23 protein-coding genes are annotated in these 23,741 nt (G+C 69.0%); 13 read left to right on the top strand and 10 right to left on the bottom strand.

The features are described from left to right. Positions 1–121 precede the first annotated feature (121 nt). Positions 122–760, top strand: a complete 639-nt coding sequence (locus FHW79_RS18350; RefSeq protein ID WP_183180293.1) for a glutathione peroxidase — start codon at positions 122–124, stop codon at positions 758–760. A gap of 4 nt (positions 761–764) precedes the next feature. Next, a complete protein-coding gene (locus tag FHW79_RS18345; RefSeq protein ID WP_183180292.1) occupies positions 765–1,223 on the top strand; it encodes a DUF3429 domain-containing protein in 459 nt (152 codons plus the stop codon). Here FHW79_RS18345 and dusA read toward each other — a convergent pair. Then, positions 1,204–2,193: a tRNA dihydrouridine(20/20a) synthase DusA gene (gene dusA / locus FHW79_RS18340; protein ID WP_183180291.1), complete on the bottom strand. Its 990-nt coding sequence runs from the start codon at positions 2,191–2,193 to the stop codon at positions 1,204–1,206. The two genes, FHW79_RS18345 and dusA, sit on opposite strands and share 20 nt — an antisense overlap. A gap of 429 nt (positions 2,194–2,622) precedes the next feature. Between dusA and FHW79_RS18335 the strand changes: the two genes are divergently transcribed. The 7 genes from FHW79_RS18335 to FHW79_RS18305 all read left to right on the top strand — a co-directional run bounded on the left by FHW79_RS18335 (position 2,623) and on the right by FHW79_RS18305 (position 10,227). Continuing rightward, entirely contained in the window at positions 2,623–3,387 is a 765-nt protein-coding gene (locus FHW79_RS18335; protein ID WP_059399139.1) for an ABC transporter ATP-binding protein, read from the top strand. Next, positions 3,380–4,102, top strand: a complete 723-nt coding sequence (locus tag FHW79_RS18330; RefSeq protein ID WP_183180290.1) for an ABC transporter ATP-binding protein — start codon at positions 3,380–3,382, stop codon at positions 4,100–4,102. The genes FHW79_RS18335 and FHW79_RS18330 overlap by 8 nt, the downstream gene beginning before the upstream one ends. Before the next feature lie 58 nt (positions 4,103–4,160). Next, positions 4,161–5,363, top strand: coding sequence for an ABC transporter substrate-binding protein (locus FHW79_RS18325; RefSeq protein WP_183180289.1), 1,203 nt, complete (start codon positions 4,161–4,163; stop codon positions 5,361–5,363). A gap of 122 nt (positions 5,364–5,485) precedes the next feature. Continuing rightward, a complete protein-coding gene (locus tag FHW79_RS18320) occupies positions 5,486–6,373 on the top strand; it encodes a branched-chain amino acid ABC transporter permease (protein ID WP_014197554.1) in 888 nt (295 codons plus the stop codon). A 3-nt stretch (positions 6,374–6,376) separates the two neighbouring features. Continuing rightward, positions 6,377–7,363, top strand: coding sequence for a branched-chain amino acid ABC transporter permease (locus tag FHW79_RS18315; protein ID WP_014197553.1), 987 nt, complete (start codon positions 6,377–6,379; stop codon positions 7,361–7,363). Positions 7,364–7,411: 48 nt separating this feature from the next. Beyond that, entirely contained in the window at positions 7,412–9,373 is a 1,962-nt protein-coding gene (locus FHW79_RS18310; protein ID WP_183180288.1) for an acetoacetate--CoA ligase, read from the top strand. A 68-nt stretch (positions 9,374–9,441) separates the two neighbouring features. Then, a complete protein-coding gene (locus tag FHW79_RS18305) occupies positions 9,442–10,227 on the top strand; it encodes a 3-hydroxybutyrate dehydrogenase (protein ID WP_183180287.1) in 786 nt (261 codons plus the stop codon). Positions 10,228–10,274: 47 nt separating this feature from the next. Here the strand turns inward: FHW79_RS18305 and FHW79_RS18300 are convergent, their stop codons facing one another. After that, the gene (locus FHW79_RS18300) at positions 10,275–10,976 is read right to left on the bottom strand and encodes a glutathione binding-like protein (protein ID WP_183180286.1); all 702 of its coding nucleotides are present in this window, start codon (positions 10,974–10,976) and stop codon (positions 10,275–10,277) included. Positions 10,977–11,144: 168 nt separating this feature from the next. On the opposite strand from FHW79_RS18300, the gene FHW79_RS18295 reads away from it, so the two are divergent. Further along, the gene (locus FHW79_RS18295) at positions 11,145–11,321 is read left to right on the top strand and encodes a hypothetical protein (protein ID WP_183180285.1); all 177 of its coding nucleotides are present in this window, start codon (positions 11,145–11,147) and stop codon (positions 11,319–11,321) included. Positions 11,322–11,331: 10 nt separating this feature from the next. Here FHW79_RS18295 and FHW79_RS18290 read toward each other — a convergent pair whose 3' ends face one another. Continuing rightward, a complete protein-coding gene (locus FHW79_RS18290) occupies positions 11,332–11,550 on the bottom strand; it encodes a hypothetical protein (protein ID WP_183180284.1) in 219 nt (72 codons plus the stop codon). Positions 11,551–11,765: 215 nt separating this feature from the next. Between FHW79_RS18290 and FHW79_RS18285 the strand changes: the two genes are divergently transcribed. Beyond that, positions 11,766–12,254, top strand: coding sequence for a response regulator (locus tag FHW79_RS18285; RefSeq protein WP_183180283.1), 489 nt, complete (start codon positions 11,766–11,768; stop codon positions 12,252–12,254). A gap of 66 nt (positions 12,255–12,320) precedes the next feature. On the opposite strand, the gene FHW79_RS18280 is transcribed toward FHW79_RS18285, so the two are convergent. The 5 genes from FHW79_RS18280 to FHW79_RS18260 all read right to left on the bottom strand — a co-directional run bounded on the left by FHW79_RS18280 (position 12,321) and on the right by FHW79_RS18260 (position 22,090). Continuing rightward, complete coding sequence (locus tag FHW79_RS18280) at positions 12,321–12,479, bottom strand: hypothetical protein (protein WP_183180282.1); 159 nt, start codon at positions 12,477–12,479, stop codon at positions 12,321–12,323. Positions 12,480–12,657: 178 nt separating this feature from the next. Next, positions 12,658–13,137: a cupin domain-containing protein gene (locus FHW79_RS18275; protein WP_211108365.1), complete on the bottom strand. Its 480-nt coding sequence runs from the start codon at positions 13,135–13,137 to the stop codon at positions 12,658–12,660. 5 nt (positions 13,138–13,142) lie between these two features. Further along, positions 13,143–15,911: a malto-oligosyltrehalose synthase gene (treY, locus tag FHW79_RS18270; RefSeq protein WP_183180280.1), complete on the bottom strand. Its 2,769-nt coding sequence runs from the start codon at positions 15,909–15,911 to the stop codon at positions 13,143–13,145. A gap of 129 nt (positions 15,912–16,040) precedes the next feature. Continuing rightward, a complete protein-coding gene (gene treZ / locus FHW79_RS18265) occupies positions 16,041–21,695 on the bottom strand; it encodes a malto-oligosyltrehalose trehalohydrolase (protein ID WP_183180279.1) in 5,655 nt (1,884 codons plus the stop codon). An 80-nt stretch (positions 21,696–21,775) separates the two neighbouring features. Next, a complete protein-coding gene (locus FHW79_RS18260) occupies positions 21,776–22,090 on the bottom strand; it encodes a hypothetical protein (protein WP_035677092.1) in 315 nt (104 codons plus the stop codon). 352 nt (positions 22,091–22,442) lie between these two features. Between FHW79_RS18260 and FHW79_RS18255 the strand changes: the two genes are divergently transcribed. Then, positions 22,443–22,877 (top strand): DUF983 domain-containing protein, encoded by a 435-nt coding sequence (locus FHW79_RS18255; protein ID WP_040134426.1) that lies wholly within the window; start codon positions 22,443–22,445, stop codon positions 22,875–22,877. Between the two features lie 54 nt (positions 22,878–22,931). Further along, on the top strand, positions 22,932–23,072 hold the full coding sequence (locus tag FHW79_RS18250) for a hypothetical protein (protein ID WP_183180278.1): 141 nt from the start codon (positions 22,932–22,934) through the stop codon (positions 23,070–23,072). 111 nt (positions 23,073–23,183) lie between these two features. Here the strand turns inward: FHW79_RS18250 and FHW79_RS18245 are convergent, their stop codons facing one another. After that, a complete protein-coding gene (locus FHW79_RS18245; protein WP_040134425.1) occupies positions 23,184–23,435 on the bottom strand; it encodes a hypothetical protein in 252 nt (83 codons plus the stop codon). 100 nt (positions 23,436–23,535) lie between these two features. Further along, on the bottom strand, positions 23,536–23,691 hold the full coding sequence (locus tag FHW79_RS18240) for a hypothetical protein (protein ID WP_014197509.1): 156 nt from the start codon (positions 23,689–23,691) through the stop codon (positions 23,536–23,538). Between the last annotated feature and the right edge of the window lie 50 nt (positions 23,692–23,741).

The raw sequence follows: 23,741 nt of genomic DNA, 5'->3' as shown, positions 1-23,741 counted from the left end.
CGCGCCCGTCCGGCGCACGGCAAGATGGCCATGGCACCCATGCGTGTGCATGATCCGACACGCCTCGGCCGCCGTATAGGACAAGGCCGTACAGCCAAGCGTCGCCGACCAGGAGACCGCCATGCCAACGACTCGCGATACCGTCCGAACCGCTGCCCGATCCGCCGTCCAGTTTGCCGCCGTGACGCTGTCCGCCGTCCTGATGCTGTCCGCGGCCGTACCCGGCGCGGCGGTGGCGGACGACAGCCGGGTGACGCCCGACGCGCTCGACTGGGCTTCGCTGCCCCTGCCGGCCATCGACGGCGGGACGCTCGCGCCCGATGCCTTCCGGGGCAAGGCGGTGCTGGTGGTCAACACGGCATCGCAATGCGGCTACACCGGCCAGTACGAGGGGCTGCAAAAGCTCTGGGCCGGGCGGCGGGACCGCGGGCTGGTCGTCCTGGGTGTGCCGAGCAACGATTTCGGCGGGCAGGAGCCTGGCAGCAACGCGCAGGTCGCGTCCTTCTGCGAAATCAACTACGGCGTGGACTTTCCCCTGATGGAAAAGCAGTCCGTTACCGGTCCGCAGGCCCATCCGCTCTACCGCTGGGCGGCGGCGGTCACCGGGCCGCAGGGCGTGCCGCGCTGGAACTTCCACAAGATCCTGATCGGCCGCGACGGACGGCTGGTGGAGTGGTTCGGCAGCCCGGTCGCGCCGGACTCCGCCACCCTGACCGCGGCCGTGGACAAGGCGCTGGCCCAATCCTCTTTGACGCCGTAAGCGCATGGACGCGCTGTCCTTCGATGAGCGCCGGGCCTCGGTCGTCCGGCTGCTGTCCTACGGCGGGCTGATCCCCTTCGTCGGCGGGACCGCGCTGGCCTGGATGGCGGAAGGCGACGGGCAGGCCGCCCTGGTGCGGGCGGTTGTCGTCTACGCGGTGTCGATCCTGTCCTTCATCGGCGCCATCCACTGGGGCCGGGTCCTCTCGGGGCGCGACGGCGAGACGAGCGGGCCGGCGTGGCTGGTCTGGGGCGTGACGCCGTCGCTGCTGGGGTGGGGCGCCACCCTGCTGCCGTCCGGCCTGACGGTGCCGGCGCTGATCCTGGCCTTCCTCCTCGCCTGGGCGGTGGACCGCAGCGCGGCGGCGGACGGGCGCTATCCCCGCTGGTTCGGCACGCTTCGGACCCGCCTGACCATCGTCGTCTGCCTGACGCTCGCCGCGCTCATCCCGCTTGCCGCATGACCGTTTCCCGATGGGGCACCAGCGCCGCAGCCTTCAGCAGCACCTCCGGTCCGGCGCCGGGGAGATGGGCGTTCTCGCTGATGTGGCGGCGCCATGCGCGGGCGCCGGGCAGGCCCTGGAAGAGCCCCAGCATGTGCCGCGTGATCGCCGACAGCGGCGCCCCCTGGCGCATCCGCTCCTCGGCGTAGGCCGCCATCGCCTCGACCACCGCATAGCGGTCGGGACCGGGCTCGCCGCCGAACAGGCGTCGGTCGGCGTCGGCCAGGATGAAAGGCGTCTCGTAGGCGGCGCGCCCGATCATCACGCTGTCCAGCGTGGCGAGATGCCCTTCCGCCTCGTCCAGGGTCCGGATGCCGCCGTTGATGGCGATGGTAAGCTGCGGGTTCTCCTGCTTCAGCCGGTGCACGAGGTCGTAGCGCAGCGGCGGGATGTCCCGGTTCTCCTTGGGGCTGAGGCCCTTCAGCCAGGCCTTGCGGGCGTGCACGATGAAATGGGTGCAGCCGGCGGCGGACACGGTGCGGACGAAATGGTCCAGAGTCGGCCACTCCTCCATCTCGTCGATGGCGATCCGCGATTTCACGGTGACGGAGATCGACACCGCCTCGCGCATGGCGCCGACCAGCCGGGCGACCAGATCGGGCTCGGCCATCAGGCAGGCGCCGAAGCGGCCCGACTGCACGCGGTCGCTTGGACAGCCGACGTTCAGGTTGACCTCGTCATAGCCCCACTCCTCGGCGATGCGGGCGCAGGCCGCCAGTTCCGCCGGGTCCGACCCGCCGAGCTGGAGCGCCACCGGATGCTCCGCCGCGTCGTAGCCGAGCAGCCGCTCACGGTCGCCGTGCAGCACGGCGCCGGTGGTCACCATCTCGGTGTAGAGCAGCGTGTTCTTCGACAGCAGGCGATGGAAGGTCCGGCAATGGCGGTCCGTCCAGTCCATCATCGGTGCAACGCTGAGGGCAATGGCGGGCATGGGCGAGAACTGTCTGTGAATCGGGAACGGCGGCGCACCAATTGGACCAAGCCGTCACGGATGGCAAGGGGAAGCCGTTGGAAGGCGGCTGAATGCTGCGGTGACCGTGCGAAATCGCCCTGAGTCCGTGTGGTTCACCGCAGGGCAGCGTCCGCCCCTCGGGTTCGCGGGGCCGCGCCGTTCTGCGCCCGGCGAACCTGAAACGTTCCGCTCACCCTGCCGTTGGTGTGTCGGAAGATCGGTACAGTCTGTCTGGAAAGCTGACACTCCGGGAGAGATGCGACGCCAGCGGGCTTCCTCGGGAAAATAAGCTATTCCAACAGGTTGGCCGAAATCTTGACGGTTGGCATGCCGTGTGCTTATACCAGCGTAACCAAAAACGCGGACCGGCAGACGACGCGGACGAACAGGGAGGGAAAAGCGGCACCCATGGCCGACGACATCATTCTTGAGGCGCGCGGACTCTCGAAAGAGTTCAAGGGCTTCATCGCGGTGAAGGAGGTGAACCTCCAGGTTCGCCGCGGCACGATCCATGCGCTGATCGGCCCGAACGGCGCCGGCAAGAGCACGGTCTTCAACCTGTTGACCAAGTTCCTGACGCCGACGCGCGGCCAGATCCTCTACAAGGGGCGCGACATCACCGCCATGAAGCCCGCCGACGTGGCGCTGCTTGGCATGGTGCGCTCCTTCCAGATCTCCGCCGTCTTCCCGCACCTCAGCGTGCTGGAGAATGTCCGCGTGGCGCTGCAGCGCCCGCGCGGCACCAGCTTCCATTTCTGGAAGCCGGAGGCCAGCCTGTACGACCTCCACGCCCGCGCCGAGGAGTTGATCGAGGCGGTGAACCTGACCCCCTGGGCCGGCCACACCGCCGCCGAGCTGCCCTACGGCCGCAAGCGCGCCTTGGAGATCGCCACCACGCTGGCGCTCGACCCGGAGGTGATGCTGCTCGACGAGCCGCTGGCCGGCATGGGCCACGAGGACATCGAGGGCACCGCCGCCCTCATCAAGCGCGTCTCCGCCGACCGCACCATCCTGATGGTGGAGCACAACCTGTCGGTCGTCGCCCACCTGTCGGACACGATCACCGTGCTCCGCCGCGGCGAGATCCTGGCCGAGGGCGCATACGACGTCGTATCGCGCAACCCGCAGGTCATGGAGGCCTACATGGGCACGGGTGAGGTGGGCCATGCCTGACGGCGCGACCGTGAAGACCGCCATGCTGGAAATCCGCGACCTCCAGGCCTTCTACGGCGAGAGCCACGTGCTGCACGGCGTCAACATCGACGTGCGCCAGGGCGAGGTGGTGACTCTGCTGGGCCGCAACGGCGCCGGCAAGACGACGACCATGCGCTCGATCATGGGAATCGTCGGCAAGCGCAACGGCTCGATCCGCTTCCAGGGCAAGGAGCTGATCGGCATGGCGCAGCACAGGATTCCCCGCCTCGGCATCGGCTACGTGCCGGAGGAGCGCGGCATCTTCTCCTCCCTCAGCGTGGACGAGAACCTGATGCTGCCGCCGGTGGTGAAGTCGGGCGGCATGACCGTGCCACAGATCTACGAGCTGTTCCCCAACCTCCAGGGCCGCGGCACCACCCAGGGCACGCGCCTGTCGGGCGGCGAGCAGCAGATGCTGGCCATCGCGCGCATCCTGCGCACCGGCGCCGACCTGATTCTGCTCGACGAACCGACCGAGGGCCTCGCCCCCGTGATCATCGAGCAGATCGGGGTGGCGGTGCGCAAGCTGAAGCAGCGCGGCTTCACCATCGTGCTGGTGGAGCAGAATTTCCGCTTCGCCGCGACCATCGCCGACCGCCACTACGTGATGGAGGAAGGCCATGTCGTGGACATGATCCCGAACGACCAGCTCGCCCAGAACATGGACAAGCTGCACACCTATCTGGGTGTCTGACCAAATCACCCCCTCTGCCGAAAACACTCAAAACAAAGCCAATCGAAGGGAGTTCGAAATGCTCAAGACGTTGCTTTGCGGGACCGCACTGCTGGCGTTGACCGCCGGGGCCGCGCATGCCCAGGTCTCCAACAACGTGATCAAGATCGGCGTGATGAACGACCGGTCCGGCATCTACGCCGACCTCGCCGGCGAAGGCTCGGCCATCGCCGCCCGTCTGGCGGCCGAGGAGTTCGGCGGCAAGATCGCCGGCGCGCCGATCGAGATCGTCGTCGCCGATCACCAGAACAAGGCCGACATCGCCGCCAACACGGCGCGCGAGTGGATCGACGCCGGCAACGTGGACGTCATCGCCGACGTGCCGAACTCCGCCGCCGCGCTGGCCGTCCAGGGCATCACCAAGGACAAGAAGCGCATCTTCCTGATGTCCGGTCCGGGTTCGACCGACCTCAGCGGCAAGTCCTGCAGCCCCTACGGCTTCCAGTGGACCTACGACAACTACGCCATGGCCGCCGGCACCGCCCGCGCGCTGGTCGAGCAGGGCAAGAAGAACTGGTACTTCATCACCGCGGACTACGCCTTCGGCCACTCGCTGGAGGATGAGACCTCGAAGATGGTCAAGCAGCTCGACGGCAAGGTCGCCGGCAACGTCCGCCATCCGCTGGGCACCGCCGACTTCTCGTCCTACCTGCTCCAGGCCCAGGCCTCGAAGGCCGATGTGATCGGCCTCGCCAACGCGGGCGGCGACGCCACCAACGCCGTCAAGCAGGCGTCGGAGTTCGGCATCACCCAGTCGGGCCAGAGCCTCGCCGGCCTGCTGCTGTTCATCAGCGACATCCACGCGCTGGGCCTCCAGGCCTCCCAGGGCCTGCTGCTGACCACCGGCTTCTACTGGGACATGGACGAGCAGACCCGCGAGTGGACGAAGAAGTTCGAGGCCAAGGCCGGTCGCAAGCCGACCATGGTCCAGGCCGGCGTCTACTCCGCCGTCCGTCATTACCTGAAGGCGGTCGAGGCGGTGGGTTCCGACGATCCGGACAAGGTCGCCGCCAAGATGCGCGAGACCCCGGTCGCCGACATGTTCACCAAGAACGGCAAGATCGCCGCGAACGGCCGCATGTTCCACGACATGTATCTGGCCCAGGTGAAGACCCCGGGCGAGTCCAAGGCCCCCTGGGACTATTACAAGATCGTGAAGACGATCCCGGCCGAGCAGGCGTTCCTCGACCCGGCCAAGAGCGGCTGCACGCTGGTGAAGTAAGCGTCTGAGACGGGCCCCCCTCCCGGCCTCCCCCCGCTTTCGCAGGGGGAGGGTAGGGTGGGGGCCCACCCCAAGCACCCAATCAAAAAAAACACAAGTCCGATACACAGGGAGGGACGGTCATGTTCGACTTGCTGGGGGTGCCGCCCCAGGTCCTGTTCGGCCAGCTTCTGCTCGGCCTCATCAACGGGTCCTTCTACGCGCTGCTCAGCCTTGGGCTGGCGGTCATCTTCGGCATGCTGAACGTCATCAACTTCGCCCACGGCGCGCTCTACATGATCGGCGCCTTCGTGGCGTGGCTGCTGCTGACGAAGCTCGGCCTCGGCTACTGGTGGGCGCTGGGCCTGTCGCCGCTGATCGTCGGGCTGCTGGGCGTGGTCCTGGAAAAGACCATGCTGTCGCGGCTCTACAAGCTCGACCATCTCTACGGCCTGCTGCTGACCTTCGGCCTCGCCCTGATCATGGAAGGCGCCTTCCGCCACTTCTACGGCGTGTCGGGCCAGCCCTATCCGATCCCGGACGCGCTCAAGGGCGGCCAGAACCTGGGCTTCATGTTCCTGCCCAACTACCGCGGCTGGGTCGTCGTCGCCTCTCTGATCGTCTGTTTCGGGACGTGGTTCGCCATCGAGCGGACGCGGCTCGGCGCCTACCTGCGCGCCGCCACCGAGAACCCGGTGCTGGTCCAGGCCTTCGGCATCAACGTGCCGGTGATGATCACCGCCACCTACGGCTTCGGCGTCGCGCTGGCCGGGCTGGCCGGCGTGCTGGCGGCACCCATTTATCAGGTGTCGCCGCTGATGGGCTCCAACCTGATCATCGTCGTCTTCGCGGTGGTGGTGATCGGCGGCATGGGCTCCATCCTCGGCGCCATTGTCACCGGCCTGGGGCTGGGGCTGCTGGAGGGCCTGACCAAGGTCTTCTACCCCGAGGCCTCCAACATCGTGGTGTTCGTCGTGATGGCGATCGTCCTTCTCATCAAGCCCGCGGGCCTCTTCGGACGGGAGCGCTGAGCCATGGCCGCCCAAATCAAGACGACCGACACCCAGACGACCACCATCGCGCTGCGCCGCCCGGGGCAGGACACCGCGCGGAACGCCATTATCCTCGGCATCGGCCTGCTGATCGCGCTGGCGGCACCCTTCGTGCTGTACCCCGTCTTTGTGATGAAGGTGCTGTGCTTCGCGCTGTTCGCCTGCGCCTTCAACCTGCTGATCGGCTTCGCCGGGCTGCTGAGCTTCGGCCACGCGGCCTTCTTCGGCGGGGCCGCCTACATCACTGCCCATTCCGCCAAGGTCTGGGGGCTGGGGCCGGAGGTCAGCATCCTGCTCGGCATGGGCTTCTCCGCCCTGCTCGGCCTCGCCTTCGGTGCGCTGGCGATCCGCCGGCAGGGCATCTACTTCGCCATGATCACGCTGGCGCTGTCGCAGATGGTCTTCTTCATGGCGCTCCAGCTCAAGTTCACCGGCGGCGAGGACGGCATCCAGGCGGTGCCGCGCGGCCATCTGTTCGGGGTGATCGACCTGAACAACTCGCTGTCCATGTACTACTTCGTGCTGGCGGTGTTCCTGGTCGGCTTCGCGGTGGTCTGGCGCGCGGTCCATTCGCCCTTCGGTCAGGTGCTGAAGGCGATCCGCGAGAACGAGCCGCGCGCCGTGTCGCTCGGCTACCGGACGGAGCGCTACAAGCTGCTGGCCTTCGTGTTGTCGGCGAGCCTCGCCGGCTTGGCCGGCGGGACCAAGGCGCTGGTCTTCCAGCTCGCCTCGCTGACCGACGTGACGTGGCAGATGTCCGGCGAGGTGGTGCTGATGACGCTGCTCGGCGGCATGGGCACGCTGCTCGGCCCGGTGGTGGGGGCGGCCATCGTCGTCACTCTGGAAAGCTATCTGGCGGCCACCAGCATGCCAGTCCCGGTGGTGATCGGCGCGATCTTCGTGGTCTGCGTGCTGGTCTTCCGCCGCGGCATCGTGGGCGAGCTTCAAGCCCGCTTCGGCCGGCGGTAAGATCGACGATACCGAACGACACAAAAAGCCAAAACCAGGATCAGCACGATGGATCAACCTTCAGATCTGCCGCTGTGGACCCCGTCGGAGGCGCGCGTCGCCGCCTCCAACCTGACGGCCTTCCGGCAGGCCGCGAGCGCCCGCTTCGGGCTGCGGCTGGACGATTACGACGCGCTCTACGACTGGTCAGTCGCCGGCAAGGAGGATTTCTGGCGCTTCCTGTGGGAGTGGGCCGGACTCAAGGGCGATCTCGGCGGCGTGGCCCTGGCCGACGGCGACAAGATGCCCGGCGCCCGCTGGTTTCCCGAGGCCAGCCTGAACTACGCCGAGAACATGCTCGCCAACGCCCCGGAGGGCGAGGCGGTCGTCTTCTGGGCCGAGGACAAGGTCAAGCGCCGCTGGTCGGGCGCCGAGCTGAAGGCCGAGGTCTCCCGCCTCCAGCAGGCGCTCAAGGCCGCCGGCGTCGGCAAGGGCGACCGCGTCGCCGCCGTCGTCCCCAACATGCCCGAGACACTGGCCGCCATGCTCGCCACGGCCAGCCTGGGAGCCATCTGGTCCTCCTGCTCCCCCGACTTTGGCGCCCAGGGCATCACCGACCGCTTCGGCCAGATCGAGCCGACCGTCCTCTTCGCCCCCGACGGCTACTGGTACAACGGCAAGAGCCACGACATCCGGGCCAAGATCGCCCAAGTGCTGACCGAACTGCCCACCGTCAAGGCCGCCGTCGTCATCCCCTACATCGACGAGACGCCGGACGTCTCGGCGATTCGCGGCGGCGTCACCTGGGGCGACTTCATCGCCCCCTTCGCGGCGGCGGAGCCGAGCTTCGAGCGGGTGGCCTTCAACCACCCGCTGTTCATCCTCTATTCGTCGGGCACCACCGGTAAGCCCAAGTGCATCGTCCACGGCACCGGCGGCACGCTGCTCCAGCACGTGAAGGAGCACCGGCTGCACAGCGACGTCAAGCCGGGCGACCGGGTGTTCTACTACACCACCTGCGGCTGGATGATGTGGAACTGGCTGGTCTCCGGGCTGGCCGCCGGGGCGACGCTGCTGCTCTACGACGGTTCGCCCTTCGCGCCGGACGGCAACATCCTGTTCGACTACGCCGACGCCGAGGGCATGACGCTGTTCGGCACCTCGGCCAAGTTCATCCAGCAGGCCGAGAAGTCGGGGCTGGAACCGATGCGCACACACCGGCTCGACACGCTGCGGGCGCTCGCCTCGACCGGCTCGCCGCTGATGCCGGAGAACTTCGCGTACGTCTACCGGGCGATCAAGACGGACATCCATCTGGCCTCGATCAGCGGCGGCACGGACATCGTGTCCTGCTTCGTCCTGGGTAACCCGACGGCCCCGGTGTGGGCTGGCGAGTTGCAGACGGCGGGGCTCGGCATGGCGGTGGCGGCCTTCGACGACGCCGGCCACGCGGTCAGCGGCGAGAAGGGCGAGTTGGTCTGCACACGGCCCTTCCCCTGCATGCCGGTGGGCTTCTGGGCCGACCCGGACGGGGCGAAGTACCGCGCGGCCTATTTCGAGCGCTTCCCCAACGTGTGGACGCACGGCGACTTCATCGAGCGCACCGTGCATGGCGGCTGGGTGATCTACGGGCGCTCCGACGCGGTGCTCAATCCCGGCGGGGTGCGCATCGGCACGGCGGAGATCTACCGGCAGGTCGAGCAGCTTCCGGAAATCCTGGAGGCGGTGTGCATCGGCCAGGAGTGGGACGGCGACGTGCGCGTCATCCTGTTCGTGGTGCTGCGCGAGGGTCTGGCCCTCGACAAGGCGCTGGAGGACACGATCCGCAAGCGCATCAAGGAGAACTGCTCGCCGCGGCACGTCCCGGCGCGCATCGTGGCGGTCAAGGACATCCCGCGCACGCGCTCGGGCAAGATCACCGAACTGGCGGTGCGCGACGCGGTGCACGGCCGCCCGATCAAGAACACCGAGGCGCTGGCCAACCCGATGGCACTCGACGAGTTCCGCGAGCGCCCGGAACTGGAAGGCTGACCGCCGTTCCGCCCTCTCCCCGGACGGGGGGAGGGCACCCAAACCATCAAGACAGCAGAGGATAAGCCATGACCTTGACTCAGAAGGTCGCGGTGGTCACCGGCTCGACCAGCGGGATCGGCTTGGGCATCGCGCGGGCGCTGGCCGGGGCCGGGGCGGACGTGGTGCTGAACGGCTTCGGCGAGGCCGACGCCATCGAGGAACTGCGCGCCGGTCTGGCGGCGGAGTTCGGCGTGCGCGTCGGCTATCACGGCGCCGACCTGTCCAAGCCGGCGGAGATCGCCGCGCTGATCGGCCACGCGGAGGAGACCTTCGGCTCCGTCGACGTGCTGGTGAACAACGCCGGCATCCAGCACGTTGCCCCGGTGGAGGACTTTCCGGCCGACCGCTGGGACGCGGTGATCGCGCTCAACCTGTCCGCCGTCTTCCACGGCACCCACCACGCCCTGCCGGGCATGAAGCGGCGCGGCTGGGGGCGCATCCTCAACATCGCCTCGGTGCACGGCCATGTCGCGTCGGTCAACAAGGCGGCCTACGTCGCGGCCAAGCACGGCGTCGTCGGGCTGACGAAAACGGTGGCGCTGGAGACGGCGGGCACCGGCGTCACCTGCAACGCCATCTGTCCGGGTTGGGTGCTGACTCCGCTGGTGCAGAAGCAGATCGACGCGATCGCCTCGACCAAAAACATTCCGGAGCCGCAAGCAAAGGCGGAACTGCTCGGCGCCAAGCAGCCCTCCGGCGCCTTCGTGACGCCGGACGAGTTGGGTGGGCTGGCGGTCTATCTGTGCTCCGACTCGGCGGCGCAGATGACCGGCGCCAGCCTGTTGATGGACGGCGGCTGGACCGCCCAGTAAGGGCGTCGATGCCCTCTCCCGCCCAGCGGCGGGAGAGGGGCCCATCATCACTTCTGGACGTTGGCTGCGGTCTGGCCGAACAGGACCTTCTTGCCCTCCTCGGTGACCGAGGGGCGCTTGGCCAGTTCCGCGCCCTTCTCATAGGCGCGAACGGTCGCCGGGCGGGCCTGGATCGCCTCGAACCAGCGCTTCAACTCGGGGAAGTCGGCGAGGTTCTGGCGCTGCCGCTCGTGCGGGACGATCCAGGGGTAGCAGGCCATGTCGGCGATGGTCAGCTCATCCCCCGCGATGAAGGCGCGGCCGGCCAGACGCTTGTTCAGGACGCCGTAGAGGCGGTTGGTCTCCTTCACATAGCGGTCGATGGCGTAGGGGATCTGTTCGGGCGCGTACTGCACGAAATGGTGGTTCTGCCCGGCCATCGGGCCGAGGCCACCCACCTGCCAGAACAGCCACTCCAGAACCGTCTTGCGGCCCCGCAGGTCGGCGGGCAGGAACGTGCCGGTCTTCTCCGCCAGATAAATCAGGATCGCGCCCGATTCGAAGATGGACACCGGCTCCCCGCCGTCGGCCGGCGCGCGGTCGACGATGGCCGGCATGCGGTTGTTCGGGGACATTGCCAGGAAGTCCGGCTTGAACTGGTCCCCGGCGGAGATGTCCACGGGATGAATCGTGTAATCCAGCCCGGCCTCTTCCAGGAACAGCGTGATCTTGTGCCCGTTGGGGGTCGGCCAATAGTGAAGGTCGATCATGGCGGTCCTTCCGGTTTGTCTCCTGCCCCGAAAAGTGATGGAGCGAAGGGTTTCAGGCAACCCGCGCCGTGCGCGGATCAGCCCTCCGGAAGGGGCAGGCGACGGGCGCAACGTCGCGGCCCCCGAAATGTTGAATACGGTGAACCGACAATCATCATGAGGACCGTCATGAGCGACGACCGGACACCCGCCACCCAGCCCCAGCGCAAGGACGACCGGATCGACGAGGCCCAGGAAGGCACCGTCAAGCCCGACCAGGGCGGCGAGGCCGAACTGACCGAGAAGGAGGAGCGGAAGCGCGGCGGCGCCAACACGTCCACGCCGGGGCCGATCTACGACGTGTGAGGCCGGCCCGTCACGAGACGAGCGCCAGGGTGGGGTCGGGCGGTATCGGCGTGGCGTCTTCCAGCGCCCGGGCCACCTCGTCCAGCGGGGCGGCGACCACCAGCGGTTCGGAGCGTCCGGCGAAGGTGATCTCGGTCCGCTCCCCTTCGGTGCCGCGCAGGTACAGAACACCCGCGGCGTTGATCAGAACCGGCGCCCCGGCGCGGTCGGTGAATTCGATGAACTTCATGCAGGACTCCCACGGAGGTTGCATCACGCTTGGACTGTCTCAAACACGCAAAGAGGGCGGCGGGTTCGCTTCCCCGTATGGCGCTGCCCATTCGGTGTCCTGCCGGCTCGTTCCATTGCGCGCAATCAGCCCCTTGATTGATGCACCGCATCGACAAACATGGGCGCTGCGGGCCATGTCGTTCCGCAGCCGTCCGCCAACAAGGAACAGATGCCGTGAAGTTGCTCGTCGTCGAAGACGACCCGTTGATCGGGCCCGCCATCAAGGCTGTGATGGAGAATGCCGGATACACGGTCGTCGGCCCTCTGCGCGACGCCGCCAAGGCGACGCGGCTGGGGGTCCGGGAACGGCCGGATCTCGCGCTGGTGGACGTCTATTTGGCTGGAGGTGAGAATGGGCTGACGCTGGCCCGGAAATTGTGGGAGGAACACAACATTCCCTCCCTGCTGATCACCGGCTTCGACCATCGTGGCGAGGAGGCGCGCGATTTCGCGGTCGGCCTGCTGCGCAAGCCGGTGATGCCCGACGCGCTGGTCGATGCGGTCGGGGCCGTCGGGGAAATCCTGGCGGGGCTGCGCCCTTCCTCCATCCCCCCGGCGCTGGAACTGTTCGGGCGGCCCGAACGCGTGTCCGCCACCGCGCCGCAGCCGGCGCCGCAGACCGCACCCCAACCCGTGCAACAGCCCATGCGGCGGCAGGGCTGAAGCCCTGAGGCCCCGCCCTGCCGTTTTCGCATGCTTTAAACAGTATCCTTAGACAATGACCGTTGGTCAGCGGTCCGGAGTCTCTTCCGGACCGCCCGATGCCGGGGCTTCCGCCGGCTGCGCGGAGTTCTGTGCGGGGGGCGCGGCGGACTGCCCGTCCTGCGGCTTGGTGTTTTCGGAGCCGTTGCTGGGGTCCAGTTCGACCCACTGGCGATGATCGCTCATGACTTGTCTCCCGTCCGTCTGTGGTCGCGTCCCGTGGTGCAGGAATGGTCCGATGAGGCGCCTCTCGTTTCTCGGATTGGGCGCCTGTCCTTTGGAATAACGCGTGGCGAAGGGATTCGATCAATCCCGACCGAAGAAATCGGGTATTTTGTGAGATCGCCCTGTCCGGGGTTCTCTTTTAGAAGCCCCCTCGGGCCAGCGCCGGCTCGCCCCGCCGCAACAGCCGGCGGGCCAGCGACAGCGGGGCGCGCAGCATCCGCCCCACGGCGGCGCGGGGGCCGAGCGGCTTCTCGATCGCGTAGTATTTGCGGATCGTCTCCCGCACCTCCCAGACGCCGGTGAAGCCCCTGGGAATGACGAAGGCGTCGCCCTGCGCGTGCTCCTGCGGCGTGCCGTCCCGGGGGGTGATGACCACCCGCCCGGCCAGCAGGACGCAGAATTCCTCATAGGGCCAGTCGGTCATGGCGATGCTGCCCGGCGTGCATTGCCACACCCCGCAGGCGAACCGCCCTCCGCCGCCGTCATACAGGTTCAGGAAGCTTTCCTGAGGGTCGCCGGACAGCACGGTCCCGAAGACGGCGGGCTTGCCGGGATGTTCCCCGATCAGCCTCTGGTCGATGGGGACGAGCGTCCGGCGCGGCGGCGGGTTGCGGTCCATGGCACTCACCCCTCCCGCACCAGCAGGGCGACGGGGAAGCTCCGGAAGAGCTCGGTGGCGGTCACCGCGTTGGCGGCCTCCAGCGTCCCGTCGGTCAGCGCGTTGCGCCAGCGCTGCCCGCGCGGCAGCGGGACGGAGGTGTCGCCCCAGTCCGGAGTCTCGCCCAGCGCGCCGACCAGACGCGGGGCGGCAACCACCACGGTGTCGTCGCCGAGGCGGCGGGCAAAGGCCACCACATGCTCCGCCCGCTGGCCCGTCGCCTCCAGCGGCAGGTAATCGCCCTTGGCGAAGAGGTCGGGCATGGCCGTCCGCAGGGCCAGGGCGCGCCGGGTCAGGGAGAGCTTCACCGCCCCGTCCTGCCAGCGGTCCAGCAGGCTGCCGATCGCCGTCCCTTCGGCCTCGTCGAGCAGGCGGCGGCGGGCGTCGTAGTCCACCGGGCGCCGGTTGTCGGGATCGACGAGGCTGAAGTTCCACAGCTCGCAGCCTTGATAGATGTCCGGCACGCCGGGGCTGGTCAGCTTCAGCAGGGTCTGGGTCAGCCCGTTGACCATGCCGATGCGGGCAAGCCGCGCCTGGAAGGGCAGGAAGGCGTCGAAGAAGGCGGTGCTGCGCGTCACGTCCAGCGCGTCGTGGACGAAGCTGGTCATGGCGCTCTCATAGGCCTCGTCAGGGGCGGCCCAGGTGCTGTGCACCTTGGCCTCGCGCATCGACTTGGTCATGGCGCCGGCGAGGCGTTCCGCGAACTCCGTCATCGCCTGCGGGTCGAGGCTCGCGGGGTCCGCGCCGGTCAGCTCCGCCGGCCAGGCCCCGACGAGGAGCTGGTAGAACAGATACTCGTCGTTGCGGTCGGGCGGGGCGGTGCCCTCCACGTCGCCGCGGCGGGCGCGCAACAGGCGGCTCCAGGTCTGGATCTGCCGCTCCCACTCCTCCGGCATCTCCGACAGGGCGTAGAGGCGGGCGCGGGTGTCCTCGCCGCGCTTGGTGTCGTGGGTGGTGCTGCCCAGCATGGCGTGGGGCCAGCGCTCCGCCCGTTCGGCGTTGGCGTGGTGGAAGTTGGCGGTGCCGACCCCGAAATGCTCGGGATGACCGCCCACCTCGTTCAGCGCGGCCAGCCGGTTGTAGCGGTAGAAGGCGGTGTCCTCCAGCCCCTTGGCCATCACCGGGCCGCTGTACTGCTGGAAGCGCATGGCGAAGCGCAGCACCTGCTGGCGGCTGTAGCCGCTGCGCGGCTGGGCCACCAGATCGGTGGTCAGCAGCCTGTGCAGGAAGTCGTAGGCGGAGCCGTCGGTGTTCGGGTCGGCCTTGCGCGCCTGGGTGATCGCCCAGTCGATGCTCCGCCGGTCCAGCTCGCTGACGCCGCGCCAGTCGACATAGGTGCGGTAGACCGGGAAGCGGGCGATGGTCTCCTTCAGCGCCTGATGCAGGATGTTGGCGGTGAAGTCGGCGGTGCGCGGGTTGGCGCGGGCGATGCGCGAGGCCTGCCGGGCCAGCACGTGAAGCTCGCTGGCCATCTCGCTTTCCATGATGCGGATCTTGCTCGTCCGCACCACCTCGTCGAAGCTCTCGCGCCGCCCGGTGAAGTCGGCATAAAGCTTGGTGAAGGCCTCCTCCCCCCGCGGATCGACGAACAGGCCGCCCATCAGGTTGGCGAACTCGTAGCCGGTGGTGCCATCGATCGGCCAGTCCTCGCGCAGCCGCTCGTGGCGGGCCAGGATCTTCTCGACCACCAGATAGAAGGGCCGCTCGGTTGCCTGGGCCAGCCGCTCGCAATAGCCCTTGGGATCGTAGAGGCCGTCGATGTGGTCGATGCGCAGCCCGTCCAGCGTGCCGTCGTCGACCAGCTTGAAGGCCAGCCGGTGGGCGACGTCGAACAGCTCCCGCTCTTCCATGCGCAGGCCGGCGAGCTCGTTGATGTTGAAGAAGCGGCGGTAGTTGATGTCGTCCGCCGCCACCTTGAAATAGGCGGCGCGCCAATTCTGGGCGGCGATCAGCTCGGTCAGGCGGCGCCAGCTCTCCGGTTCACCCTCTTCGCCGCGGAAGCGCTTCAGCCGGCGCTCCACGGCCTCGGCCACGTCGGGCTTCTCGGAGACCAGCGCGGCCAGCTCGGCCTTCAGGGCGTTGGCGCGGCGGATCTGGTGCGGGCGCACCTGGTCGAGATGGCGGAAGGCGTCGCCGATGCGCTCCAGGTCCGGCTGGTCGTCGCCCAGGATCGTACCATAATCGGCGGGCCGGATGGGCAGCTTGTGGGTGTCGTAGGCCCAGACGGCGAAGCCGCCCGTCTCCTTGTCGAAGCGCAGTTCCAGCCCGCCGGATTCCAGCACCGCGCCGAACTGGTCGCCGAGCAGCGGCACCAGCACCTTGCCGTGCAGGTAACGGCGGTCGGGCTCCCACTCGATGTCGAAATAACCGGCGTAGGGGCTGTCCGGCCCCCATTCCAGCACGTCCAGCCACCAGCCGTTGTCCGACCCGCCGACGCCCATGTGGTTGGGCACGAAGTCGAGGATCTGGCCCAGCCCGTTGCGCTTCAGGGCGTCCACCATGGCGTGGAAGGACTCCTCGCTGCCCAGCTCCGGGTTCAGGGCGTTGTGGTCGACGATGTCGTAGCCGTGGGTGCTTCCCGGCCGCGCCTTCATGTAGGGCGAGGCGTAGAGGTGGCTGACGCCCAGCCGCGCCATGTAATCGGCGATTCCGGCGGTGCGGTCGAAGCCGAACTCGGCGCGCAGCTGCACGCGGTAGGTGGCCAGGGGGATCGGCTTATCGGCGTCCGCCGCCATGGGTTGGTCTCCTGAATCAGGAACGGTGAAAGCCCCTCTCCCGACCCGGGAGAGGGAGGGGCCCGCCGCAGAGCGGCGGGAGGGTGAGGGTACCGGCGACGGGCAAAGGGCTGATCCTCGGCTGTACCCTCACCCGGCGCCTCCGGCGCCACCCTCTCCCGGGGCGGGAGAGGGGCGAGCGGCGGCCACCGCGGCCGGCCGGGCGGCAGCCATGATGGCGGCGATGGCGCCGGCCTGCGGGCAGTCGGCCATGTCCTCCAGCGCAAGGCGCAGCTTGCGGCGCCAGTTGGGGTACTGATCCACCGTGCCGGGCAGGTTCACCTGCTCCAACTCGCCGGTCAGGTCGTCCATCTGGACCATGGCGATGGCCGAGCCGGTGCGGGCCAGGAAGGCGTGCACCGCGTGGCCCAACGCCTCGCTGTAGGGGCTGTCGGGGCCGAAGCTGGCGGGCAGCGGCAGGTAGGCGTCGGCGAGCGCCTCGAGCAGGCGGGCGCGTTCGGCCATGCGGCGGTCGCGCTGGCGCTCCGCCTCGCCTTCGGCGGGGTAGAGTCCGCGCTCCTCCTTCAGTGTGATGTCGTGCCCCTCCCACCAGCCGCGCAGCGTGGCGAGGTCGTGGCTGCCCACCGTGGCGAGCGCCGCGTAGGGGTAGTCGTCGGGGCCGCGGAACCCGCCGTCCTCGGTCCATTCGAAGAACATCACCCGGTAGCTCAGGACACCCGCCTCCGCCATGCGCTCGCGGAATCCCTCGGGCACGGTGCCCAGATCCTCGCCGACGACGAGGCAACGGTTGCGCTGGCTCTCCAGGGCCAGGATTCCGAGGAGGTCGTCCATCGGGTAGGCGACGTAGGCCCCTTCGGAGGGCGGGTGCCCCTCCGGTATCCAGTAGACGTGCTGGAGCGCCATGGCGTGGTCGATGCGCAGCGCCCCGGCGTGGCGCATGTTGGCGCGCAGCAGCTCGATGAAGCGGGCGTAACCGCCCTCGCGCAGCGCGTGGGGATGGAAGGGCGGCAGGCCCCAGTCCTGCCCGGCCGGGTTGAACAGGTCGGGCGGGGCGCCGACATGGGCCTGCGCCACCACCACATGCGGGTCGGCCCAGGTCTCCGCCCCGCCGCTGTCCGCCCCGACGGCGAGGTCGCGGAAGAAGCCGACGGCCATGCCCCGCTCCCGCGCCCGCTCCGCCGCCGCCTGCAACTGGCTGTCGGCCAGCCATTGGAGCCAGACGAAGACGTCGATGCGCTCCCGCTGCTCCTCGGCGAAGCGGCGGACGGCGGGGGAGGCGGCGTCCCGATACTCCTCCGGCCAGCGGCGCCAGTCGGGCGTGCCGTCCTTGGCGAAACGCTCGCGCAGGGCCTGGAAGGTGCAGAAGCGCTCCAGCCCCTCGCCCAGTTCGGCCCGGAAGGCGGCGAGTGCCCGATGCCGCTCCTCGCTGCCCTCCGCCTGGAAATGGGCGAACAGCCGTTCCAGGACCGGCAGCTTCAGCGCCGCCACGGCGGCGTAATCGACCAGCGGCGCGGCCTCCGCCGCCCTGACGTCCCGCAGGAACGCCTCATCCGCGATCCGGTCGCGCGCCTCGGCGCAGCCCATCAGTTCCGGCACCGCCAGCACGTCGATGTAGAGCGGGTTGAGGAACAGGCGGCTGGCGGGGGAATAGGGGCTGGCCTGATCGGGCTGGTCGAGGAACAGAGCGTGCAATGGGTTCAGCCCGACGATGCCCGCCCCGCGCGCTGCCGCCATCTCCGCGACGCTGACGAGGTCGCCGAAATCGCCGATCCCCCAATCCCCGGCGCAGCGCAGGGCGTAGAGCTGGACCGACAGGCCCCAGATCCGCTCGCCCATCTGGAGCGGGGCGGGAAGGTGGCAGGTGGCGGGGGCGGCGATGACCGTCATCTCCAGGCCGGGATGCTCCGCCCGCAGGCCCTCGACCTCCAGCCGCAGCCGGTGGTAGCCGGGTGCCACCGGCCCGCCGAGGTCGAGGCGGCGCACCTCGAAGCGCTGCCCCTCGGCACCCGCCTTGCGGACCAGCGGCAGGTCTCCGAAATCGGCCTCGCCGCTGCGCTCGCCCCCCTCTTCCAGGGTCAGGGTCCAGCGCAGCGCCCCGCTGCCTTCCGGCAGGGTGACGGTGACCGAGAAGGGCGGGCGGTCGACGCGCAGCACCGCCACCGGCGGCAGGGGGCGGGCCAACTCGCGCCGCTCCAGCGCCGCCAGCGCCTCCTCCGGGTCGTCGGCATCGACCTCCATGGCCGTGAGCAGGGCGCGGATGGTGCCCTCCGACGCCTGGATCGTCTCGCCCGACGCGCCGGTGTAGTGCGTCTCGATGCCCATCCGCTCGCCGAGCCGGTCGAGCGCCGTCGTCTCCTCGATGGTCCACAGGACGGACAGCGGCGCCATGGTACCGGCGTTGGGCTTGTTGGCATCGAGGCCGTCGCCCTCGGTCCACAGCACGCGGCCCACGGCCTCGCCCATGCCCTCGACCGGCGCGTCGGACAGGTTGGCGAGCAGATGCAGACGGCTGCCGTCGCCCATCCGCCAGGAGACGCGGATGCCCCGACCGTCGATCACCTCGTGGACGGCCGCCCCGCCGGGCGCGTTCTCCAGCCGCGGCGCGATCTCCTTGTGGCGCACCGCCAGGATGCGGCGGTACCAGTCCAGCCACTCCCCATGCTCGCCCTTGTCGCGGTCGTCCCAATCGAGCTTGGCCGACTGGAAGGTCTCCGGCGCGGTCGGGTCGGGGATGCGGTCGCGCACCTTCGGGTCCTGGAATTCGGGGAACTTGGCGAACTCCTCCCGCCGGCCGTTGCGCACCGCCTCGGCCAGCTCGTCGGCGAAGTCGCAGAAGAAGGGGAAGGGGCGGTCGGACGCCCACTCCTCGCCCATGAACAGCATCGGGATGCCCGGCCCCAGCAGATAGAGCGAACTCGCCGCCCGCACCGCCTCGGGCCGCGAGAAGCGGGTGATGCGGTCCCCGAAGGCGCGGTTGCCGATCTGGTCGTGGTTCTGGATGAAGGTGACGAAGGCGGTCGGCGGCAGATGCGCCGACGGCTCGCCGCGCGCCTCGCCGCCACGGTAGGAGGAGGCGTGGCCCTGGAAGGCGAAGCCTTCGGCCATGGCGCGGGCCAGCTTCACCGCGTCGCCGGCGTAGTCGGCGTAATAGCCGGCGTCCTCGCCGGACGCCCAGACGTGCAGGCAGTGGTGCAGGTCGTCGTTCCACTGCGCGGTGTGCCAGCGCGGGTCACCCTCCGGGTGGCGTTCCAGCAGGTGGGCTTCGTTCTCGTCGTTCTCCAGCACGAGATGGACGTGGCGGCGGCAGCGCACGGCGTCCTGCACGCGCTCGGCCAGCTCCTGGAGGAACAGCTTGTCGCTGTCGTCGAGGATGGCGTGGACCGCGTCGAAGCGCAGCCCGTCCATGTGGAACTCCTCGATCCAATAGAGCGCGTTGTGGATGAAGTAGTCGCGCACCGTGGCGTTGCGCGGCCCGTCCACGTTGATGGCGTCGCCCCAGGGGGTCTTGTGGCGGTCGGTGAAGAAGGCCTTGGCGTAGGCGTGGAGATAATTCCCGTCAGGCCCGAAATGGTTGTAGACGACGTCGAGGAAGACCATCAGCCCCTTGGCGTGGGCGGCGTCGACCAGCGCCTTCAGGTCCTCCGGCCGGCCGTAGGCGGCGTCCGGGGCGTAGGGCAGCACCCCGTCGTAGCCCCAGTTGCGGGCGCCGGGGAAATCGGCGACCGGCAGCAGCTCGATGGCGGTGACCCCCAGCTCCACGAGGTGGTCGAGCTTGTCGATGGCGGCCCGGAAGGTGCCTTCCTCGGTGAAGGTGCCGACGTGAAGCTCGTACAGCACCGTCTCGTGCCAGGGGCGCCCGGTCCAGGCGGCGTCGGACCAGCGGAAGACGGTGGGGTCGATCACCTCGCTCGGCCCGTGCACGTCCCCCGGCTGGTGGCGGGAGGCCGGGTCGGGCACGCGCAGCCCGTCCGGAAGCTCGAACTGGTAGCGGGTGCCCGCCTGGGCCTGGGCGGTGGTCCATTCGAACCAGCCGTCGGGCCGCCGCACCATGGGCAGCAGGGCCTGGGTGTCCTCCAGCCACAGCGACACCTGCTCAGTCCCCGGCGCCCACAGGGTGAAGCGGACGGAGCCGTCGGGCTGCACCTGCGCACCGAAGGGCATGGCGTGCGCCCGCGCCTCGCCGATGCGGGTGGCCCCAGGGGCGGCCAGCCCGACCGGGCCGGACGCGCGGTCGGCCACCTCCGGCCCGGCGTCGGCGCCCAGGATGCCGATGGCGCCGGCCAGCGGGATGGCCAGCCAGTCGGGCCGGTTCGCCAGCTCGTATCCGATTTCGTAGAGCGCCTTCTCCAGCAGGAAGAGTTTCAAAAGCTGCGTGGCCGTCGCCGCGTCGGCGGGCCAGCCGGGGCAGTCCCCGATGGCCTCGCGGTATCCGGCGACGAAGGCGGCCGCCGCCTCGCCCTCCCACCAGTTCAGCCAAGCGGTGCGGGCGCCGCGCGCCGTCTCGTCCAGGTCGGCGGGCAGGGCGGCCCGCGCCCCGGCGGCGGCGTAGGTGATGGAGCGCAGCATCCCCGCCACGTCGCGCAGGATGCAGTGCTTGGCCCGCCGCTCGGCCAGCGGGCGCATCGGCTCGCCTTCGAAATCGACGATGAACAGGTCGTCCTTGCCGGCCAGCACCTGCCCCAGGTGATAGTCGCCGTGCAGGCGCATCGCGTGGAAGTCGCCGCGTGGCGGCGTCAGCGTCGCGATCTGGCGCATCACCGTCGCCTCGCTGTCGGCCAGCGACGCGGCGTAAGGGGCGATGTCGGCGTTCAGCCGCGGAGCGGCCTCGCGCAGCTGGCCCAGCACGCGGCGGGCGAGGCTGTGCACCCCGTCCGCCCAGCCCGTCAGCATGGCGGGAGTGACGGGTTCCGGCGTGAAGGCGTCGCCGCCGCCGGGGGTGGCCAGCGCCCGGTGCATCTCCGCCGTGCGGCGGCCCAGCCGGCGCATGACGGTCATCAGCGCGACGTCGTCCGCCTTGTCGTCGTCGAAGCGCTCGACGCGCTCCGCCAGGGCGGCGGTGACATGGCTCCAGGCGTCGCGGGCGTCGGGGACCAGCTCCTGCAGGATGCACAGGGTGGCGGCCTCGCCGTCGCCCGTGCGCTCCACCCAGCCGAGCAGGGCGGGAGTGTTGCGGAACTTGGCAACCTCGGTCAGGAAGCGCCCGACCTCCAGTTCGGGATGAGTACCGGACTCCAGCTTGCGCAGCCCCTTCAGGATCGCCGCATCGCCGACGCGGACGGAGGTGTTGGATTGCTCCACCCCCGTCCAACGCAGCGGGGCGCCACCATCCAGCGCGCCCTTCACGGCATCAAGGGCGCGGCTTTGCCCAAAGCGCAGGCCGCCGCTCTCCCCACCCTTGCGGATGCCGTCGAGCAGGGCGCGCACCACCTCCTCGTCGCCGTAGCCGTCGCGCAGGCTGCCCGGCCAGGGGAGCGCCTCGGGGCCGGCGATGGCGAAGGAGTCGGCGGAGTCGCTCTTGCCGCCGCGGTCGAGCACGAGGGGAAGCTGGTAGAGCTGGGGCTCGCGCCCCGGCGCCTCCACCCGCAGCAGGCAGAGCTGGGCGGAGCCGGAGGCCAGCGGAAGCGGCAGCGCATCGACGATGCGCACGGTGGGTGTGCCGGCGTCCTTGGCGGCGTACCAGCGCCGTCCGGTCAGGAAGCCGGGAAGCAGTTTGTCCTGAAGCAGGGACAGGGCCTCGCCCTCGATGGGGCCGGAAAAAGCGTTCGATTTGGGCGCTGTCGGCAAGACACGTCTCCCCTGTTGGGCGGCACGGCTCGCACAACAACCGGGGCGGGTCGGTGTTCCTCCCGCCTGACCGTAGGTGGCTAGCCGTCGGACATGCGCGGATGGTGGGGCAGGCGGCCCAGCCGGCCGATCCGTTCGGCCAATTGCAGCGCCTCGACCACGTCGTCGAGCCGCCCGCACTGCATCAGCGTGTGGGCGTGGGTGTTGAGCGCGGCAACCACCGCGCGTTCGTCGGACACGCCGTCGGCCGGACGCCCGTCGCGGTCGAGGATGACCGCGCCGAGCGCGGCCAGCGCCTCCGCCGACAGATTCACGGCGTCGAGCATCGCCGCGTCATCCTTCTCCGCGGCGTTCAGCACGGGTTCCAGCACCTCGGCGAGCAACCGGGGATTCATGAAGGCACGCTCCTGACGGCATCTGTGCTTTAAAACACTGAAAATGGCCCGTTGTGCCGCCGCCGCAAGCCGATGCCCCGTCAACTGAACGGGAGGTAGAGGCGTTGGCGCTTCCCAAATTCCATCTCACGGAGGGGAGAGGGACTCTGAACCCTGTCTGACGTTCAGGAAGGCGCAGTCAGGCCTGCACCGGCGCACAGCCGTTAGCCTTGTCCCAGGCCGCATCTCCCATTTTGTATGAATTCCGGCGGCGTATTGGATGCATTCAAATTGACATTGCCAGCCTTGATGGTGCATACGATCACGCATTGCATGCAGGCATTGCTTGCCATTGCCCTCGAAGGAACACGCGATGTCATCCGAACAGGAGTGGCCGCCTCTTCCCCCGTTCAGCACCGGCGCGCGTGGTCGCTGCCCGCGCTGCGGCCAGGGTCATCTGTTCAACGGCTTCCTGGCGCTGCGCTCCCACTGCGAGGTCTGTGGTCTTGACCACTCCTACGCCGATCCGGCCGACGGCCCCGCCTTCTTCGTCATCTGCTTCGCCTCCATTCCCACGGTCATCCTGGCGCTCTGGATCGAGGTAAAGTTCGAGGCCCCTTACTGGGTGCACCTCGTTACGACCCTTCCGTTCCTGTTGCTGACCTGTGTGCCGCCCTTGCGGCCGTTGAAGGGGTGGCTGGTGGCCAGCCAGTACGTCTACAAGGCCGAGGAAGCCCGTTTCGTTGCGGCTCCGCCAACCCACCCGTCTGCGGCCCCGCCCGCAGACAAAATCTCGCGCTCGACCTGACTGTCGTCAGGTTTCCTTGACGATAGACGGTGTCATAGCTTGGAGATGTTCAAAATGTATGACTGGTTCCCTTTGGTCTTCTTCCCATTCAAGATCATCGTTTTGGGAACGGGCATGTTCTTCGCCATCAAGTGGCATCACGATCAGGCGAAGAAGGAGAAAGCGAAGAAGAACAACGAAAACAGCGCATCGTAAGCGCCCGTTGAACACAACGGCCGCCGCATTCCGCGCCCTCCCGGCTGCCGATCAGCAACGAACAGACGGGCATGACCGCCAGGGCCATTGGACAAGTCCGTCGAAAAGGACCTACGCCTCCAGGACGGATTCGACCTCGGACAGGTCGCTCAGACGGCGGGCCAACTTGTCCGTGCACTGGATTTCCAGGATGCCGAATCCGGCGTTGGGGGCGATCGCGTGAAGGTCGCCGGCCATGCCGTTCTGGCTGGCAAAGCGTTTGAGCCGCTCCACCATGGCGTCGCGTTCGGGCCGGCCAGGACGCAGGCCGGGCAGGGGGCGGGTGAACAGAACCTTGTAGCGCTTGAACATGGCGTGAGCCATGGGAGGGGCTCCCGGCCTGGGTGAGGATGGACGTGCCAGGGGGTTTGGCACGCCCGCCCCCGCCGGCGCAAGCCCTTCGGGCCGGGATCAGTCCCCGGCGTCAGTCCTTGGTCGGCTCGACGTTCTCCGCGCCCTTGCGGGTGCCGCCGAAGCGGTCGGCGCCCTTGGCATCGGGGGCGTCCGGCTTCTTGTGGTTGCCGGTGTTCTGCTGGTCGTCGGTGTGCTTGACGGTCTCTTCGGTGTGGGGCTGCTTCATCGCGGGGCCTCTTGCTCCGTTCGGAAAGGTCACCCCCATCAACCGGCCAG

Origin of the sequence: Azospirillum sp. OGB3 (assembly GCF_014192915.1) — a bacterium.
Classification (GTDB): Bacteria; Pseudomonadota; Alphaproteobacteria; order Azospirillales; family Azospirillaceae; genus Azospirillum.
The sequence above is the reverse complement of the archived record's forward strand: the minus strand, read 5'-3'. Positions and strand labels throughout refer to the sequence as shown.

What these genes read in the sequence shown, in the direction of transcription:
- FHW79_RS18350 (WP_183180293.1), top strand. Translation starts at nt 122, where the DNA reads ATGCCAACGACTCGCGATACCGTCCGAACCGCTGCCCGATCCGCCGTC.
- FHW79_RS18345 (WP_183180292.1), top strand. Translation starts at nt 765, where the DNA reads ATGGACGCGCTGTCCTTCGATGAGCGCCGGGCCTCGGTCGTCCGGCTG.
- dusA (WP_183180291.1), bottom strand. Translation starts at nt 2,193, where the DNA reads ATGCCCGCCATTGCCCTCAGCGTTGCACCGATGATGGACTGGACGGAC.
- FHW79_RS18335 (WP_059399139.1), top strand. Translation starts at nt 2,623, where the DNA reads ATGGCCGACGACATCATTCTTGAGGCGCGCGGACTCTCGAAAGAGTTC.
- FHW79_RS18330 (WP_183180290.1), top strand. Translation starts at nt 3,380, where the DNA reads ATGCCTGACGGCGCGACCGTGAAGACCGCCATGCTGGAAATCCGCGAC.
- FHW79_RS18325 (WP_183180289.1), top strand. Translation starts at nt 4,161, where the DNA reads ATGCTCAAGACGTTGCTTTGCGGGACCGCACTGCTGGCGTTGACCGCC.
- FHW79_RS18320 (WP_014197554.1), top strand. Translation starts at nt 5,486, where the DNA reads ATGTTCGACTTGCTGGGGGTGCCGCCCCAGGTCCTGTTCGGCCAGCTT.
- FHW79_RS18315 (WP_014197553.1), top strand. Translation starts at nt 6,377, where the DNA reads ATGGCCGCCCAAATCAAGACGACCGACACCCAGACGACCACCATCGCG.
- FHW79_RS18310 (WP_183180288.1), top strand. Translation starts at nt 7,412, where the DNA reads ATGGATCAACCTTCAGATCTGCCGCTGTGGACCCCGTCGGAGGCGCGC.
- FHW79_RS18305 (WP_183180287.1), top strand. Translation starts at nt 9,442, where the DNA reads ATGACCTTGACTCAGAAGGTCGCGGTGGTCACCGGCTCGACCAGCGGG.
- FHW79_RS18300 (WP_183180286.1), bottom strand. Translation starts at nt 10,976, where the DNA reads ATGATCGACCTTCACTATTGGCCGACCCCCAACGGGCACAAGATCACG.
- FHW79_RS18295 (WP_183180285.1), top strand. Translation starts at nt 11,145, where the DNA reads ATGAGCGACGACCGGACACCCGCCACCCAGCCCCAGCGCAAGGACGAC.
- FHW79_RS18290 (WP_183180284.1), bottom strand. Translation starts at nt 11,550, where the DNA reads ATGAAGTTCATCGAATTCACCGACCGCGCCGGGGCGCCGGTTCTGATC.
- FHW79_RS18280 (WP_183180282.1), bottom strand. Translation starts at nt 12,479, where the DNA reads ATGAGCGATCATCGCCAGTGGGTCGAACTGGACCCCAGCAACGGCTCC.
- FHW79_RS18275 (WP_211108365.1), bottom strand. Translation starts at nt 13,137, where the DNA reads ATGGACCGCAACCCGCCGCCGCGCCGGACGCTCGTCCCCATCGACCAG.
- treY (WP_183180280.1), bottom strand. Translation starts at nt 15,911, where the DNA reads ATGGCGGCGGACGCCGATAAGCCGATCCCCCTGGCCACCTACCGCGTG.
- FHW79_RS18260 (WP_035677092.1), bottom strand. Translation starts at nt 22,090, where the DNA reads ATGAATCCCCGGTTGCTCGCCGAGGTGCTGGAACCCGTGCTGAACGCC.
- FHW79_RS18255 (WP_040134426.1), top strand. Translation starts at nt 22,443, where the DNA reads ATGTCATCCGAACAGGAGTGGCCGCCTCTTCCCCCGTTCAGCACCGGC.
- FHW79_RS18250 (WP_183180278.1), top strand. Translation starts at nt 22,932, where the DNA reads ATGTATGACTGGTTCCCTTTGGTCTTCTTCCCATTCAAGATCATCGTT.
- FHW79_RS18245 (WP_040134425.1), bottom strand. Translation starts at nt 23,435, where the DNA reads ATGGCTCACGCCATGTTCAAGCGCTACAAGGTTCTGTTCACCCGCCCC.
- FHW79_RS18240 (WP_014197509.1), bottom strand. Translation starts at nt 23,691, where the DNA reads ATGAAGCAGCCCCACACCGAAGAGACCGTCAAGCACACCGACGACCAG.